20 protein-coding genes, 2 tRNA genes and 1 pseudogene are annotated in these 15,790 nt (G+C 63.2%); 20 read left to right on the top strand and 3 right to left on the bottom strand.

All coding sequences use genetic code 11. From position 1 onward, the window contains the following. The first annotated feature begins 89 nt into the window (after positions 1-89). From AC2FML_RS18495 to AC2FML_RS18480, 4 genes are read left to right on the top strand one after another with little or no spacing between them, the layout of a single operon-like run. Complete coding sequence (locus AC2FML_RS18495) at positions 90-956, top strand: FAD binding domain-containing protein (RefSeq protein WP_496784038.1); 867 nt, start codon at positions 90-92, stop codon at positions 954-956. Beyond that, entirely contained in the window at positions 953-1,432 is a 480-nt protein-coding gene (locus AC2FML_RS18490; protein WP_496784037.1) for a (2Fe-2S)-binding protein, read from the top strand. The genes AC2FML_RS18495 and AC2FML_RS18490 overlap by 4 nt, the downstream gene beginning before the upstream one ends. Next, positions 1,432-3,687, top strand: a complete 2,256-nt coding sequence (locus tag AC2FML_RS18485; RefSeq protein ID WP_496784036.1) for a xanthine dehydrogenase family protein molybdopterin-binding subunit — start codon at positions 1,432-1,434, stop codon at positions 3,685-3,687. The genes AC2FML_RS18490 and AC2FML_RS18485 overlap by 1 nt, the downstream gene beginning before the upstream one ends. After that, positions 3,680-3,925 (top strand): MoaD/ThiS family protein, encoded by a 246-nt coding sequence (locus AC2FML_RS18480; RefSeq protein ID WP_040633350.1) that lies wholly within the window; start codon positions 3,680-3,682, stop codon positions 3,923-3,925. Before AC2FML_RS18485 ends, AC2FML_RS18480 begins: the two co-directional genes overlap by 8 nt. 275 nt (positions 3,926-4,200) lie before the next feature. Here AC2FML_RS18480 and AC2FML_RS18475 read toward each other — a convergent pair. Further along, positions 4,201-4,275 (bottom strand) — tRNA-Thr (locus AC2FML_RS18475). Positions 4,276-4,358: 83 nt separating this feature from the next. On the opposite strand from AC2FML_RS18475, the gene AC2FML_RS18470 reads away from it, so the two are divergent. From AC2FML_RS18470 to AC2FML_RS18425, 10 genes are all read left to right on the top strand, one after another. Further along, positions 4,359-4,514, top strand: a complete 156-nt coding sequence (locus AC2FML_RS18470) for a hypothetical protein (RefSeq protein ID WP_170337448.1) — start codon at positions 4,359-4,361, stop codon at positions 4,512-4,514. A 6-nt stretch (positions 4,515-4,520) separates the two neighbouring features. Then, positions 4,521-5,786 (top strand): UDP-N-acetylglucosamine 1-carboxyvinyltransferase, encoded by a 1,266-nt coding sequence (murA, locus tag AC2FML_RS18465; RefSeq protein WP_496784035.1) that lies wholly within the window; start codon positions 4,521-4,523, stop codon positions 5,784-5,786. Further along, entirely contained in the window at positions 5,786-6,262 is a 477-nt protein-coding gene (locus tag AC2FML_RS18460; RefSeq protein WP_496784034.1) for a DUF2948 family protein, read from the top strand. The genes murA and AC2FML_RS18460 overlap by 1 nt, the downstream gene beginning before the upstream one ends. A gap of 1 nt (position 6,263) precedes the next feature. Next, entirely contained in the window at positions 6,264-6,785 is a 522-nt protein-coding gene (locus AC2FML_RS18455; protein ID WP_496736593.1) for a GNAT family N-acetyltransferase, read from the top strand. 58 nt (positions 6,786-6,843) lie between these two features. Next, positions 6,844-8,145, top strand: a complete 1,302-nt coding sequence (gene hisD / locus AC2FML_RS18450) for a histidinol dehydrogenase (RefSeq protein WP_496736591.1) — start codon at positions 6,844-6,846, stop codon at positions 8,143-8,145. Positions 8,146-8,273: 128 nt separating this feature from the next. Further along, positions 8,274-9,071, top strand: a complete 798-nt coding sequence (locus AC2FML_RS18445) for a glycosyltransferase family 32 protein (RefSeq protein WP_170337708.1) — start codon at positions 8,274-8,276, stop codon at positions 9,069-9,071. A gap of 83 nt (positions 9,072-9,154) precedes the next feature. Continuing rightward, on the top strand, positions 9,155-9,634 hold the full coding sequence (locus tag AC2FML_RS18440) for a UPF0262 family protein (protein WP_093962859.1): 480 nt from the start codon (positions 9,155-9,157) through the stop codon (positions 9,632-9,634). A gap of 3 nt (positions 9,635-9,637) precedes the next feature. Beyond that, positions 9,638-10,096, top strand: a complete 459-nt coding sequence (locus tag AC2FML_RS18435; RefSeq protein ID WP_170358064.1) for an arsenate-mycothiol transferase ArsC — start codon at positions 9,638-9,640, stop codon at positions 10,094-10,096. Continuing rightward, positions 10,093-10,491, top strand: a complete 399-nt coding sequence (locus tag AC2FML_RS18430; protein WP_170443646.1) for a ketosteroid isomerase-related protein — start codon at positions 10,093-10,095, stop codon at positions 10,489-10,491. The genes AC2FML_RS18435 and AC2FML_RS18430 overlap by 4 nt, the downstream gene beginning before the upstream one ends. Then, positions 10,484-11,077, top strand: coding sequence for a GNAT family N-acetyltransferase (locus tag AC2FML_RS18425; RefSeq protein ID WP_170373407.1), 594 nt, complete (start codon positions 10,484-10,486; stop codon positions 11,075-11,077). Before AC2FML_RS18430 ends, AC2FML_RS18425 begins: the two co-directional genes overlap by 8 nt. Positions 11,078-11,153: 76 nt before the next feature. On the opposite strand, the gene AC2FML_RS18420 is transcribed toward AC2FML_RS18425, so the two are convergent. Then, a complete protein-coding gene (locus AC2FML_RS18420) occupies positions 11,154-12,173 on the bottom strand; it encodes a S41 family peptidase (protein WP_496784033.1) in 1,020 nt (339 codons plus the stop codon). Between the two features lie 351 nt (positions 12,174-12,524). Here AC2FML_RS18420 and AC2FML_RS18415 point away from each other — a divergent pair, with 351 nt between their 5' ends. The 6 genes from AC2FML_RS18415 (at position 12,525) to AC2FML_RS18390 (ending at position 15,648) form a co-directional block, all read left to right on the top strand. Continuing rightward, positions 12,525-13,400: a carbon-nitrogen hydrolase family protein gene (locus tag AC2FML_RS18415; protein ID WP_170366711.1), complete on the top strand. Its 876-nt coding sequence runs from the start codon at positions 12,525-12,527 to the stop codon at positions 13,398-13,400. A gap of 87 nt (positions 13,401-13,487) precedes the next feature. Then, positions 13,488-13,706 (top strand): translation initiation factor IF-1, encoded by a 219-nt coding sequence (gene infA, locus AC2FML_RS18410; RefSeq protein WP_005978431.1) that lies wholly within the window; start codon positions 13,488-13,490, stop codon positions 13,704-13,706. Between the two features lie 11 nt (positions 13,707-13,717). Beyond that, positions 13,718-14,296, top strand: a complete 579-nt coding sequence (locus AC2FML_RS18405) for a Maf family protein (RefSeq protein WP_496784032.1) — start codon at positions 13,718-13,720, stop codon at positions 14,294-14,296. Beyond that, positions 14,293-15,315, top strand: a complete 1,023-nt coding sequence (locus AC2FML_RS18400; RefSeq protein WP_480633493.1) for a ribonuclease E/G — start codon at positions 14,293-14,295, stop codon at positions 15,313-15,315. The genes AC2FML_RS18405 and AC2FML_RS18400 overlap by 4 nt, the downstream gene beginning before the upstream one ends. Then, positions 15,312-15,494, top strand: a complete 183-nt coding sequence (locus tag AC2FML_RS18395) for a DNA gyrase inhibitor YacG (RefSeq protein ID WP_170337460.1) — start codon at positions 15,312-15,314, stop codon at positions 15,492-15,494. The genes AC2FML_RS18400 and AC2FML_RS18395 overlap by 4 nt, the downstream gene beginning before the upstream one ends. Positions 15,495-15,573: 79 nt before the next feature. Continuing rightward, positions 15,574-15,648: transfer RNA gene (locus tag AC2FML_RS18390), tRNA-Phe, on the top strand. Between the two features lie 45 nt (positions 15,649-15,693). On the opposite strand, the pseudogene AC2FML_RS18385 reads toward AC2FML_RS18390, so the two are convergent. Then, positions 15,694-15,790: pseudogene (locus AC2FML_RS18385) on the bottom strand (IS5/IS1182 family transposase); the annotation flags it as partial.

Here is a 15,790-nt window from a genome sequence, read left to right as displayed (position 1 = left end):
GGTCGCGCGGGCCATGGACGCCGCCGCGCGGCTGCTCTAACGTCGCCCCAAACCCAGTGAACCCTGACCAACAGGCGCGAGGTACAATCATGCAATATCACCGCCCCGCCAGCTTTGCCGAAGCTTCGGATCTGGCTGCCCATGCTACGGGCATCACGCGGTTTCTGGCCGGCGGCACCGACGTTCTGGTGCAACTGCGGTCCGAGATCGTGACCCCCGACACCCTGATCGACATCAAGGCCATCGACGGGGTGCGCGACATCACCCGCCACGCCGACGGCAGCTGGACGCTGGGCGTGGCCGTCACCGGCGCCGAGATGAGCGAACATCCCCAACTGGGCCGCGAGTGGCCCGGTGTGGTCGAGGCGATGGACCTGATCGGTTCGACCCAGGTTCAGGGCCGTGCCACGCTGACGGGCAACTTGTGCAACGGCTCGCCCGCAGCCGACTCGGTTCCGGCCATGGTGGCCGCAGGGGTTACGGCGACGGTGACCGGCCCCGCGGGCGATCGGGTCGTGGCGGTCGAGGACATCCCGACCGGCCCCGGCAAGACCTCTCTGGCGCAGGGCGAGCTGATCTCGGCTCTGCACATCCCGGCGCGGGGCGCGAGTGGCGGCGACGCCTATCTGCGCTTCATTCCGCGCACCGAGATGGACATCGCCGTGGTCGGCGTGGGCGTGAACCTGCTCGTCGATGGTGACACGATCACCGAGGCCCGCGTTGTGCTGGGGGCCGTGGCGCCCACCGTCCTGCTGGTCGAAGACTGCGCAAAGGCCATCATCGGCACCACGCTGGACGATGCCGCGCTGGCGGCGCTGGCCGCCGCCGCTTCGGCCGCCTGTAAACCCATCGACGACAAGCGCGGCACGATCGAATTCCGCACCGAAGTGGCCGGCGTTCTGGCAAAACGCGCCGCGAAAATCGCCTATGCCCGCGCCAAGGGAGAGACCGCATGACCAAGCATCACGTCACCACCACCGTCAACGGCGACACGGTCGAATACCTGTGCGACGCGCGCGAAACCCTGCTGGACTGTCTGCGCGACAAGCTAAACCTGACCGGCGCCAAGGAAGGCTGCGGCACCGGCGATTGCGGGGCCTGCTCGGTCACGCTGGACGGGCGGCTCGTCTGTTCCTGCCTGGTGCTGGGGGTCGAGGCCGAGGGCAAGAAGATCGAAACCATCGAAGGCATGGCCCGGGGCGAAACCCTGCACCCGTTGCAGCGCAAGTTCATCGACCATGCCGCGCTGCAATGCGGGGTCTGCACACCGGGCGTTCTGGTCGCCGCCAAGGCGCTGCTGGAAAAGAACCCCGACCCGACCGAGGAAGAGGCCCGCTATTGGCTGGCCGGCAACCTGTGCCGCTGCACGGGTTATGACAAGATCATCCGCGCCGTTCTGGACACGGCCGCCGAGCTGCGGGAGGCTTCGTAATGGCACTCGACGATCGCAAGTCGCATTTCACCTTCGTGGGCACCCGCCCGAACCGCCCCGACGGGCTGGACAAGGTCACCGGCCGCGCCCGGTTCGGGGCCGACGTGACCGCGCCGGGCATGCTGTTCGGCGCCATCCTGCGCTCGCCCCATGCCCATGCGCGGATCGTTCGGATCGACACCTCGAAGGCCGAGGCGCATCGGGACGTGAAAGCCGTGGTCACCCGCGCCGATTTCGCCGATGTCCCGTTCAAGCCGGGGCTCGAGGGCGAATTCTGGAACGTTCTGGAAAACGTCATGGCCGGGGAAAAGGCGCTCTATGACGGGCACGCGGTGGCGGCGGTTGCGGCCAGCTCGGCGCTGGCGGCGCGGGATGCGCTCAAGCTGATCGAGGTCGAATACGAGGTGCTGCCTCATGTCACCGACGTGGACAAGGCGATGGCGCCCGACGCTCCGGTGATCCGCGAGGGCGCGGCCGACTATTCGGTGCCCGAGGGGATGCACCCCAACGTCGTGCGCTATCACGAAAGCGGGCATGGCGATGTCGAGGCGGGTTTTGCCGAGGCCGATCTGGTGATCGAGGATCACTTCGTCACCGAGGCCACCCACCAGGGCTATATCGAACCGCACGCCTGCCTTGCCTCGCTGGGCGCTGACGGCAAGGGCGAGCTATGGTGCTGCACCCAGGGCCACTGGATCGTGCAGAAGACCTGCGCGGCATTGCTGGGGATCGAAACCGCGCAGCTGCGCGTGACCGCATCGGAAATCGGTGGCGGATTCGGCGGCAAGACCACCGTGTTCATCGAACCGGTGGCGCTGGCGCTGTCGCGCAAGGCCAACCGTCCGGTCAAGATCGTGATGTCCCGGTCCGAGGTTCTGCGGGCCACGGGGCCGACCGCCTCGGCCTCGATGGACGTCAAGATCGGCATGAAGAAAGACGGCACCATCACCGCCGCCCAGGGCGTGTTCCGCCTGCAGGGCGGTGCCTTTCCGGGCGCGCCGGGCGACATGACCGCGATGTGCGCCTTTGCGCCCTACAACCTGACCAACGTGCGGCAGGTGGGGTATGACGTCATGTCCAACCGCCCGAAACAGGCCGCCTATCGCGCGCCCGGCGCGCCGATGGGGGCGTTTGCGGTAGAATCGGTCATCGACGAGCTGTGCAAGAAACTGGGTCTCGACCCGGTCGATGTGCGCCTGAAGAACGCCGCGCGCGAGGGCACCAAGGCCAGCTATGGCCCCACCTATGACCGGATCGGCCTGGTCGAGACGCTCGAAGCCGCCAAGGCCCACCCGCATTATTCCGCGCCGCTGAAGCCGGGACAGGGGCGGGGCGTTGCCTGCGGGTTCTGGTTCAACCACGGGGGCGAGACCTCGGTGTCGCTGGCCCTGTCCGAGGACGGCTCGGCGCAGCTGATGGTCGGCACGCCCGATATCGGCGGCTCGCGCGCGTCGATGGCGCTGATGGCGGCCGAGGTGCTGGGTATTCCGTACGAGAACATCCGCGTGACCATCGCCGACACCGCCACGCTGGGTTACAACGACGTCAGCCACGGCTCGCGCGTGACCTATGCCAGCGGTCTGGCCACGATCAAGGCGGCGCAGCACGCGGTTGAGAAACTGTGCGAACGCGCGGCGGCCAAATGGGGCATCCCCGTGGACGCGGTGAAATGGGAAAACGGCTGCGCGGTGCCGTCCGGCCCCAACGCGGGCGATTTCGACCCGCTGCCGCTGGCCGAGATCACCGCCGACATGGGGCGCACAGGTGGGCCGATCTCGGGCCATTTCGAGGCGACCCCCGAAGGCGCCGGCGTGTCCTTCGGCACCCATATCGTCGATGCCGAGGTCGATCCCGAAACCGGCAAGACCTCGATCACCCGCTACACGGTCATCCAGGACGCAGGCAAGGCGATCCACCCGGCTTATGTCGAGGGCCAGTTCCAGGGCGGCGCGGCGCAGGGCATCGGCTGGGCGCTGAACGAGGAATACATCTACGGCGAAGATGGCCGGCTGCAGAATCCGGTGTTCCTCGACTACCGTATCCCTGTGGCCAGCGACCTGCCGATGATCGACACGGTGATCGTCGAGGTGCCCAACCCGGGCCACCCGTTCGGCGTGCGTGGCGTGGGTGAAACCGGCATCGTGCCGCCATTGGCAGCCATCGCGAACGCGGTCTCGAACGCGGCGGGCGTGCGGATGCGACAACTGCCGATGTCGCCGCCGCGCATTCTGGCCGCCCTCAAGGGCAATGGTTGAGGTCCATCTCTGGTCCGGTCTCCGGTCGCTGACCGGGGGCCAGGAAGTGGTGCAGGTTCAGGCTGCGACAACCGGCGAGCTGCTGCGCGAACTGGTGCGCCTTCATCCGCAACTGCAGGCGCCGATCGACGCGGGCGTGTCCGTTGCCGTCAATGGCCGGATCATTGCAGCGGGTCTGTCCGAACCCATTCCCGAAGGTGCCGAAGTCTATCTGATGCAGAGGTTGCGGGGCGGGTAGCCCCGTGAAATCGGCGGGGGAGGACCGGAAGCCCCGGTCTTGAATTCGGCGCTTCGGCCTCACCCCTGGTCCTACCGAAGTACCCCCTCGTTAAAAAAAACACCATCAAACGGATCGGCAGGATTGATCCGCTATGTATTGCAATATTGGCATTAGTATTGCGGGAAGGTGTCAGATGTGTGTGATTTCCGGCCATGCGTGGTTGACGTCGGGGAAGTTGCGCCTGCAAAGATATCGAGGCGTCGTGCAGCGGAATCCGGGTAAAAACTGGAAGATGGTGCTGCTGGAGAGAATTGAACTCTCGACCTCTCCCTTACCAAGGGAGTGCTCTACCTCTGAGCTACAGCAGCGCTGTGGGCGGGTGATTAGACTCAAACGAAACGGGGCGCAAGGGTCTCTGGACGGTTTTTTTCGCCTCCTGTAGAGAAAGATCATGGCAGAGAAAAAATCACCCAAAAAACACGGACAATCCGGATCCGCGCGCGAAGATCGGCTCAAGGCTGCCCTCAAGGCAAACCTGGCGCGGCGCAAGGCGCAGGCCAAGGCGCGCAGCGCACAGGATGACCGGCCGGGACAGCACAAGGACTAAGAGCAGATGGATTCGATTCTGGTAACGGGCAACGGGCCGCTTCACGGCCAAATTCCGATCGCGGGGGCCAAGAATGCCTGTCTGACGCTGATGCCGGCCACGTTGCTCAGCGAAGATCCGCTGACGCTGACCAACGCGCCGCGTCTGAGTGACATCAAGACCATGACCGCGCTGCTGCAGTCGCTGGGGGCCGAGGTGTCGGCCCTGCAGGACGGGCAGGTTCTGGCGATGTCCAGCCATGATCTGACCAGTCACACGGCCGATTACGAGATCGTGCGCAAAATGCGGGCCTCGAACCTTGTTCTGGGGCCGCTATTGGCGCGTTTCGGGCAGGCCGTGGTTTCGCTGCCGGGCGGCTGTGCCATCGGGGCGCGGCCGATGGACCTGCATGTCGAGGGGCTGGAAGCACTGGGTGCCGAAATCGAGTTGAAGGACGGCTACCTGCACGCCAAGGCGCCAGGTGGATTGAAGGGCGCGGTGCATGAAATGCGCTTTGCCTCAGTGGGTGCCACCGAGAACATCGTCATGGCCGCGACGCTGGCCAAGGGCACCACGGTTCTGAAAAACGCCGCACGCGAGCCCGAGATCGTGGATCTGGTTCAATGCCTGCGCAGCATGGGCGCGCAGATTGACGGCGAGGGCACCTCGACCATTGAGATCCAGGGTGTCGACCGCCTGCACGGGGCCACGCACCAGGTGGTCACCGATCGGATCGAACTGGGTACCTACATGCTGGCCCCCGCCGTTTGCGGCGGTGAGGTCGAACTGCTGGGCGGCCGCCTGTCACTGGTCGAATCCTTCGTCGAGAAGCTGACGGCCGCCGGGGTGGATGTCGCCGAGACGAAAAAGGGTCTGAAGGTCTCTCGCAAGAATGGCCGGGTGCGCGCCGTGGACGTGGTCACCGAGCCGTTCCCGGGCTTTCCTACCGATCTGCAGGCGCAAATGATGGCGCTGATGTGCACGGCCGAGGGAACCTCGGTGCTGGAGGAACGGATTTTCGAGAACCGCTTCATGCACGCCCCTGAACTGGTGCGCATGGGCGCGCAGATCGAGGTGCATGGCGGCACCGCGACGGTGACCGGGGTCGAGCGTCTTAAGGGTGCGCCAGTCATGGCCACCGATCTGCGGGCCTCGGTCTCGCTGATCCTGGCCGGGTTGGCGGCCGAGGGCGAAACAACCGTCAGCCGGGTCTATCATCTGGACCGCGGATATGAGCATGTGGTCCGCAAGCTGGAAGGTGTGGGCGCGAAAATAGAACGGATCAAGGGCTGATGGCAGACGCAACATTCGAAGACGGGCGCGAGGCGCCGCTGAACCTTGGCGCATTGGATGCCGAGGACCTCAAGGTGATCGCAACGCTGACGCAGGACGCGGTTTTTCCGGTCAGCGAAATGACCTGGCAACCAGCTCGCCGCCGCTTTGCCTTGCTGCTCAACCGGTTCCGGTGGGAGGACAAGGAAGCAGCCGAGCGCCGTGGTCGGGAATTCGAGCGGGTGCAGTCGCTGCTGGTATTCGACTCGGTCCTGTCGGTGTCCAGCCAGGGGGTTGATCGATCCGACAAGGACCTGATCCTCTCGGTTCTTGATATCGAGTTCCACCCTTCGGAAGATGGCACAGGCGAGGTGCTGCTTGTGCTGGCCGGGGATGGCGTGATCCGTTTGACGGTGGAAGCGGTTGAGGCAACGCTCAAGGATGTGACCCGCCCCTATCGTGCGCCTTCGGGCAAGGCGCCTCGGCACCCGGACTGACATGCAGAACAAGCGTGGCATTTCGCAGGCGCTGTCTCCGGGGCAGGCCGGCGTGTCGCTGCGCCGGGCCACCGTGTTCGACGTGTTCGGGTTGAGTCAGGTTCTGGTCCGCTCCATCACCCGACTGTGTGAGGCCGACCACGGAAATCGACCAGACAAGATCGCAGCGTGGACTGCCAACAAGGACCCGCAGACCGTTCGCAACTGGATCACGTCGGGCGCCCAGATCTGGCTGGCCGAGCGGAACGGGCATGTGGCCGCCGTCGGTGGGCTGCGCGCACCGGCCGAGATTTCGCTGCTTTATGTCGATCCGGGCCACGCAGGGCAGGGGGTCGGTGCCGCGTTGCTGTCCCGGCTCGAGGCCGAACTGGCCACATCAGGGGCCCCCGTGGCCCATTTGATGTCCACCCGGACCGCGTTGGGCTTCTATCGCCGGTATGGCTGGGTCGCTGCAGGGGAGCCCGCGGACTGGAACGGTATGCCCCAATTCCCCCTGCGCAAATCGCTGCACCCCCCGGGCTGAGGGTTGAGGCCCGCCCCGGCGGGCGATAAGACCCGTTCAAACGCCCCGGAGTACGCAAATGCCCGTTTTCCTCGACACGACATCCGCCGATTTCGAAACCGGTTTCCAAGCCCTTCTGTCCGCCAAACGCGAAGACAGCCCCGATGTCGACGCCGTCGTGGCGCAGATCATCGCCGACGTGCGGTCGCGCGGCGATGCTGCGGTGATCGAGTTGACGGCGAAATTCGACCGGTTGCAGCTGACGCCGGACACGCTGGCCTTCAGCGCCGACGAGGTGACGCAGGCCATCGCGACCGTCAGCGACGATGACCGCGCGGCGCTGGAACTGGCCGCCGCGCGCATCCGCGCCTATCACGAGCGCCAGATGCCGCAGGATCAGGAATGGACCGACGAGGCGGGCGCCACGCTGGGCTGGCGCTGGTCGGCGGTCTCTGCCGCGGGGCTTTACGTTCCCGGCGGGCTGGCTTCCTATCCGTCCTCGGTGCTGATGAATGCCATTCCCGCCAAGGTGGCCGGGGTCGAGCGGCTGGCCATCGTGGTGCCCACGCCGGACGGGCAGGTCAACCCGCTGGTGCTGCTGGCCGCGCGCCTGTCGGGCGTCGACGAGATCTATCGTATCGGCGGCGCGCAGGCGATTGCGGCGCTGGCCTATGGCACGGAAACCATCGCGCCGGTGGACAAGATCACCGGGCCCGGCAACGCCTTCGTGGCGGCGGCCAAACGGCGGGTGTTCGGCAAGGTGGGCATCGATATGATCGCCGGCCCCTCCGAAATTCTGGTGATCGCGGACAAGGACAACGACCCCGACTGGATCGCGCTGGACCTGCTCAGCCAGGCCGAGCATGACGAAAGCGCCCAGTCGATCCTGATCACTGACAACGCCGCTTTCGGCTGCGCGGTGGCCGAGGCGGTGGAAAAACGGCTGGAGACGCTCGAACGACGCGCGATCGCCGGGGCGAGCTGGCGCGACTATGGTGCGGTAATCACCGTGCGCGATCTGGACGAGGCCGCCGCGCTGTCTAACCGCATCGCTCCGGAACACCTGGAACTGTGCGTGGCCGATCCGGTGGCGCTGAGCCGCAAGACCATCCACGCCGGCGCAATTTTCCTGGGTCAGTATACGCCAGAGGCCATCGGCGACTATGTCGGCGGACCGAACCATGTTCTGCCCACCGCACGCTCGGCCCGGTTTTCGTCGGGGCTCAGCGTGATGGATTTCCTCAAACGCACCACGCTCAGCCACATGACCCCCGAGGCTCTGCGCGCCATCGGCCCGGCGGCCGAGCAACTGGCGCGGTCGGAAAGCCTGGAGGCGCACGGGCTATCCGTGGGTGCTCGGCTCAAGCGGCTGAACGGTTGACCTTGGCATCATGGCGGCGGGGTCACATCCGGCTTGGGACTGCCGCGGCGCGTGCAAAACCACTTGCGGTGGTCGTCTGACCCGTGCGTTTTAACCGGTGACGTCTTAGGACAAACCCGGAGCCGAATTTGGAACGTGTCGCAACCCTCTGGATCGGGGAGCGCTTCAGCTTTCTGGAGCATCTGTGCCTGAAATCCTTTGCGGATTTGGATCAGAAGCCGATCGTCTATCACTATGGCGATCTGCAGGACATTCCGGGCTATGTCGAGGCCCGCGATGCGCGCGAAGTATTCGACGCGCCCGAAATCTACCGCGATCCGATCACGCGGTCGGTCGCAGTACATGCGGACCTGTTCCGCCTGAAGCTTCTTCAACAAACCGATCAGATATGGGTGGATGCGGATGCCTATGCCCTGCGGCCGTTTCAAACTGAACAAGGGTACCTGTTTCCGCTCGGAAACCGGAAGACCCGGCGCATGATGAATGGAGTGCTGGCCTTTCCCAGCGACAGCCCCGCCTTGGCCGAAATGTGCGATTTTGCCTTTAACAGTGATCTGGTTCCACCCTGGTGGCCTGAAGAGCAGCAGCGCGCCTATCTGAAAATCTTTGGCAGATCGACCTATTGGAGCCTGCCACTGTTCAGTCTGGGCCCGCCGATGTTGTATCATTTCGTCTACAAAGGGACGGAACGGCAGATGGCTGTTGAGCGCACTGAAATCTACGCCATACCGCCGCGACATCGTGCGCTTTGGAACGACCCTGACCTTTCGAAGCTGGATTTCTTGAACTGGCGTGCCAAAACCTCGATCCATTTCTACGGCTCGTGGTTTCGCAGAATCTTCAAAGATCGCGATATCAATCCCGGTTCGCTTGTTGACACCTTGCTGCGCAAGCACGGGATCGACCCCAACGAGTACCCCATCTGACCTTGCGTCCGGCCCGTTTCCCGCGTTGTCCCGCGGGCATAGGTGCGCTAGGTCTGGCCTGACCTGAACGGAAGTCAATGACCATGACCCGCATTTCGCATATCGAACTGGACGATCGAAACCTGCCACCGCCCACGCCCGAGATCGAGCAGGAGCGCAAGGTTGCGATCTATGACCTGCTCGAGGAAAACTCGTTTGCCCTGCCCAAACGTGACGACCGGCTGGTGCCCGACGGCCCCTATCATGTGCAACTGTCGATCCGCGACAAGCGGCTGGTGTTCGACGTCACCACCGAAGACAGTCAGAAAGCCGCCGAGTTCCACCTGTCACTGGGTCCGTTCCGGCAGGTGGTCAAGGACTACTTCCAGATCTGCGAAAGCTATTTCGATGCGGTCAAGACCCTGCCGCCCAGCCAGATCGAAACCATCGATATGGCCCGGCGCGGCATCCATAACGAAGGCAGCCGGGTTCTGCAGGAACGGCTCGAGGGCAAGGCCGAGATCGACACAGACACCGCCCGCCGCCTGTTCACGCTGATCTGCGTGCTTCATTTCGGAGGCTGACGGGTGAAGCCTCTGCCGCATTCGGTCCTGTTCTGCTGCGACCACAACGCGGTGCGCTCGCCCATGGCCGAAGGCATCATGAAGAAATTCTACGGCACGGGCACATATGTGCAGTCGGCCGGGGTACACAACGACCTGGAAATCGACGGGTTCAGCATCGCCGTCTGCCAAGAGATCGACGTGGAACTGTCACGCCACCGGTCGCGGTCGTTCGACGAGATGCAGGAATGGGGGGATGACCTGGGATCATTCGACCTGATCGTGGCCCTGTCGCCTGCCAGCCAGCGCAAGGCGCTGGAGCTGACGCGGGTTTTTCACCTCGATGTCGATTATTGGCCAATAATGGACCCTACCGGACTGGGCGAGACGCGCGAGGAAAAGCTACACCACTACCGTCAGACCCGCGATCAGATCATAAAACACCTGAAGGATCGCTGGGGGGAACCTACGGAGATCGCATGACCCAGACCATCCAAGCCTATTTCGATGCCTTCAACGCCGGTGATGTGGCCGGCATGCTGGCCTGCCTGTCCGACGACGTGGCCCATCACGTGAACGAAGGCAAGATCCGCGTCGGCAAAGAGAAATTCGCCGAATTCTGCGCGCATATGAACCGCTGCTATCGCGAGACCCTGACCGACATGGTGATCTTCGAGGCCGAGGGCAGCACCCGCGCGGCCGCCGAATACATCGTCAACGGCACCTATCTGGAAACCGATGCCGGCCTGCCCGTGGCCTCGGGTCAAACCTATCGCCTGCCCGCCGGCTCGTTCTTTGACCTCAAAGACGGCAAGATCACCCGCGTGACCACTTATTACAATCTGGCTGACTGGGTGAAACAGGTGTCGGGTGGCTGAGGTCACGGCCGTCCGCGCCCTGACCGGCGAGGCCCTGTCGGCGGCGCTGGACGACGTGGCGCGCCTGCGCATCGCGGTGTTCCGCGACTGGCCCTATCTCTATGACGGCGATCTGGACTATGAGCGCGGATACCTGCAATCCTACCGCGACAGCGACCGGGCGATCGTGGTTGGCGCCTTTGACGGCGAGCGGCTGGTAGGGGCCGCGACCGGCGCGCCGCTGGCCGACCATGCCGAGGATTTCGCCGCCGCTTTCGACGGCACCGGGCTGGACTTGTCGCAGATCTTCTATTGCGCCGAATCCGTTTTGCTGCCCGACTATCGCGGACAAGGCGTCGGACATGCGTTCTTTGACCTGCGCGAGGGGCACGCGCGGGCGCTGGGCTTTGCCCAATGCGCCTTTTGCGGCGTTCAGCGCCCGGCCGGCCACCCGATGCGGCCCGCGACCTACCGCCCGCTGGATGATTTCTGGCGCGCCCGCGGTTATGCGCCTCTGCCCGGAGTGATCGCCCAGTTCTCTTGGAAAGATCTGGGCGAGGAGACGGAAACCCTCAAACCGCTGCAGTTCTGGATCCGGGATCTGTGACGCGCTTGCCATGCGATTGCGTTTGCTCGCCTGTACGCCGATCTTCGATCGGTGTCCGAACCCACCGGTCGTTCGCCTAGTCGCGCAAACCTTTGAGGACTTGCCTATGAAACGCGCCTCGTGAAGCATGACCCGAGGTCCCTGCGACCCATTCCCAATCCAAAATCAAATTTCCTGCGGGCACGATTTGCCGCGCGATTTCGGGCGGTGTCGTTTCGTCAGACGTTCCCGTCTTCCAATCGTGAAAGGCAGAGGAGTATCGAACGACCGCTCCGCTCGCTGGCAAGTCAAGCAACCCGCCCTCGGCAAAGAACGTCAGTCCGTCTCCCATTTCTTCCCCGATGAGTTTGAGGCTGTCACCCAAGCGATGCTTGAGGATGGCGACAAACACGATCGCTGCTGAAAACGTGAATTTGTCGACAAGCACGACGACCCGCTGATTTGCGCTTTGCGCGATTGCGTCGATCAAAGGCATCGTCAGAAGAAAATCACCGCCGGTGTTTCCGCGAACGTCAATAAAGAGTGTTTTGTCAGAGCAAGCGCGCACGCGATCCGCTGCCTCGGATATGGCTTTGCGCAGCGCATCTTTGCCTGGGTCAAAGAAGCTCGGCAGTTGAATTGAAAGCCCAAGTGCCTGCCAATCCTCAATCTCCACAAAGCTCTCGGGTTCCCATGCTGGATCGGCTTTGCCGTGCTCGTTTCTCGGGTAGAGCGTCGACGCAGGAACGGTGTTTCCATTTGCTACTTTCAGATTGGTTGTCTGCCCGTTTTCGTCCTGCACGTGATACTCGGTCATACCGTCGTCGGACGAAAATCCCAGCCGTTCCAACGCGTGCGGCCAAGCCAGGATAATCGGACCGATGACCCGCTTCCTCTGGCGCGTTCCCGCCAGAAATTTGTCCGCCGCGGCCTCGATTTCGCTTACAGCTGCGCCATTGACTGCCAGCAGCTTGCCTTGTGGGGCGATCACCCTTGATGCCGACCCAAGGACTTGGACGGAACGCCCCACGCTCACGAACCGCAGAGGCAACACCGAGATTGCATCATTCGGGATCAGCCTTGTGTGCCCGTTGTTGGGAAGTGCCAGAAGGCGCATCGCCGACAGCAGAAATGCTTCGACCGAGCCCTCAAGTGCGTATCGCCGACTGTCGCTGACACAGCTGTCTATCGCCGCCCTTTCGATCCGCCGAAAACTGGGGTCGTTTGGCAGGACAGTCTCCAGAATGAGCTCCAGGTCATCGATCAGCGACATGGGTCACAGTGCGCATGGACGATCGGCAATGTCCAGATCGGGTGCGGGTCCGGCGCGCACCCGGCCCGGACCCTTGCTTTGAAAGGCTAAGCATCGAGCCAAAAGTTTCTGTTGCAGGGCACAGCCCGATTGGCCTGTACACCGGGCAACAACCGCTATTTACTTTTTCGCAAGAACAGCATTGGAACCCGCATCATGAAAATCGCCACCGCCGCCTACAATCTCGACTGGCTGGACAGTTGGGCGCAGTACGAAGACAAGCTGGACGCTTGGGTTTCGCAGGCCGCTGGGCAGGGGGCTGAACTGCTGGTGTTTCCCGAGTACGGCGCGATGGAGCTTTCGACGCTGGCCGGGGCCGAGGTTGCGGGGGATCTCGAACGCTCGATCCAGGCGGTATTCGAGCGGATGGAAGATGTACAAATCCTGCATCGGCGCCTCTCGGCCGCATACAATGTGTACATTCTGGGTGCGTCCGCCCCGGTTCAGGCCGGCCCAGTTCGCCCGGTGAACCGCGCCGAATTCTACGCCCCCTCAGGCGCGCAGGATCATCAGGACAAGCAGATCATGACCCGGTTCGAGCGCGAAGATTGGGACATCGCACCGGGCGGACCGCTAAAGATCTTCGAGACGGCGCTGGGTCGGATCGGCGTTCTGATATGCTATGACAGCGAGTTTCCCCTGCTGGGCCGTGCCCTGTCAGAGGCCGACGTGATTCTTGTGCCGTCCTGCACCGAGGCCCTGTCGGGCTATTGGCGGGTCCGTATCGGCGCGATGGCGCGTGCATTGGAGAATCAATGCGTTACGGTGATGGCTTCGCTGGTGGGTAACAATGAATGGTCCCAGTCCGTGGACGCAAACACTGGGACCGGAGGCGTTTTCGGCCCGCCGGACAAGGGCTTTCCACAAACCGGCGTGCTGTCGGAAGGCGTGCTCAACCAGCCCGGCTGGACCTACGCAGACGTCGATCTGTCGGCGATCGCCGAAGTTCGGGCGGATGGCCATGTCCTGAACCGATCCCACTGGACCGAGCAGACGCCCCGAGTCGAATCGGTCACAATGTCGCGTCTTTAAGTGATTCCACCCTTGAAATAAGGCCGAAATAGGCTCATTTAAGCGCCACCTGCGGATTCTGCAGGGCAACGCAAAGATGGAGACAACATGGCCAAGGAAGATACGCTCGAATTTCCCGGTGTCGTGAAGGAACTCCTGCCTAATGCGACGTTTCGGGTCGAGCTGGAAAACGGCCATGAGATCATCGCACATACGGCAGGCAAGATGCGCAAAAACCGCATCCGTGTTCTGGCCGGCGACAAGGTTCAGGTCGAGATGACCCCTTATGATCTGACCAAGGGTCGGATCAACTACCGCTTCAAGTAACGCCTGCCGCAATGGCGTTCATTCTAGGATCGGGCAGCCCCAGACGGCTGGACCTGCTGGCTCAGCTTGGCGTGCAGCCCGACGCCATTTCTGCCCCTGACATTGACGAAGACCCCCAAAGGGGCGAGCTTCCGCTGCCGTATTGCGCGCGCATTGCCCGCGAGAAGGTGCATGCCGTGAAGGCGGCCCCGAACGATATCGTCCTGTGCGCCGACACGACGGTTGCGCTGGGTCGACGCATATTGGGCAAGCCCGAGGGTGCGGGACAGGCAGCCGAATTTCTGCATGCCCTTTCAGGACGTCGCCACCGTGTGATCACCTCGGTCGCGGTGCGTCGCGGCGATCGGATGTTGCAGCGTGACGTGGTCAGCCAGGTTAAGGTCAAGCGACTTTCGGACGTGGAAATCAACGCCTATCTCGCTACCGGCGATTGGCAGGGCAAAGCCGGTGCCTATGCCATCCAAGGGCCCGCGGGCGCCTTCATTCCGTGGATCTCGGGCTCGTTCACCGGTATCGTCGGGCTGCCTTTGTCTGAAACCGCAGGACTGTTGCAAGGCATCGGTTACCCCCTGTATCGCGAGGCATCATGAAAGGTCGAACGATCATTCTGGATCACATTCAAGGCCGCGAAGCCGCGGCCCTGATGGTGGATGGCAAACTGGATGATTTCCTGATCTCTGCCGATGCGCCCGCCCCCGGAACCATCTACCGGGCCCGGGCCGAGCGGGCGATCAAGGGGCAGGGCGGGATGTTCCTGACAACGCCGGATGGTCCGGCTTTCCTTCGGCAGGTCAAAGGGTTGGCGCAGGGTGAGATGCTGTTGGTGCAGGTCACGGGTTATGCCGAACCGGGCAAAGCCCTGCCAGTGACGAACCGCATCCTGTTCAAAAGCCGCTATGCCATCGTCACGCCGGACGCGCCCGGGCTGAACATCTCCCGCTCGATCCGCGATGACGAGGAGCGCGACCGGCTGCTGGTGATTGCCCATGAGCAGATGGACGGCAGCCCCTTCGGTCTGATCCTGCGCTCCGGTTGCTGGGGCGCGGATGCCGATGAAATTGCCGAAGACATCGCCGCCATGCGGGCGCTGGCCGAGCAGGTCGTGAACGACACCGGAGACGCACCGGAAACGCTGTCCGAGGGCGACGGACCGCATGTTCTCGCCTGGCGCGAATGGGTGGAGCCGGCCGAGGTCTCGACCCAGGCGGGCGGGTTCGCGGACCATGGCGTGCTCGAGGCGCTGGACGCCGCACGTGGCGCATCCCATCCTTTGGCGGGTGGGGCGCATATGTATATCGAACCCACCCGGGCGTTGGTGGCCGTGGATGTGAACACTGGTTCGGATGGCTCGCTGGCTGCGGGAACAAAGGCCAATTTCGCCTGCGCCAAGGAACTGCCGCGCGCCCTGCGCGTGCGCGGGCTGGGCGGGCAGATCACGCTCGACCTTGCGCCGATGCCCAAAAAAGACCGGCGCGGATTCGAATCCGCACTCCGCGCTGCCTTCAGGGCTGACAGCGAAGAAACGATCCTCGCCGGCTGGACGCCGCTGGGGCATTTCGAATTGCAGCGAAAACGCGGCCGTATCCCATTGTCGGAGGTCCTAAGATGAGCTGCCCGATCTGCGGAGAAGATACGGTCAAACAGTTTCGTCCGTTTTGCTCGAAACGCTGCGCCGATATCGATCTGGCCAAGTGGCTGAACGGCTCCTATGCGGTTCCGTCGCAGCGCGAGGATGACCTTGATGATGAGATTCAGGATGCTGTCGAAATCAAGGATCGCCCGCACTGAAAAAATCTGAAAAAGCCTCTGGACACCGCGTTTGGCAAGTCATAGAAGGCCTGCACCCAACGGCAAACGCCGTTCCCGTGCCCGGGTAGCTCAGGGGTAGAGCAGTGGATTGAAAATCCTCGTGTCGGTGGTTCGATTCCGCCCCCGGGCACCACTTTTCCCAAGTAAAAGCAATGCTTTGTCGATTTAGGGTCAGGATTCATAACCAGTACATAACGGTTGCCGCGAGTGCGATGGCTGATAGGAATACCTTGGGACAACGGTCGTAGCGTGTCGCCACGCGCCTCCAATCCTTG

The sequence above is a fragment of the Ruegeria sp. BHSC029 genome (assembly GCF_059613085.1).
Note: the sequence above shows the minus strand (reverse complement) of the source record. Positions and strands in the feature narration are given on the sequence as shown.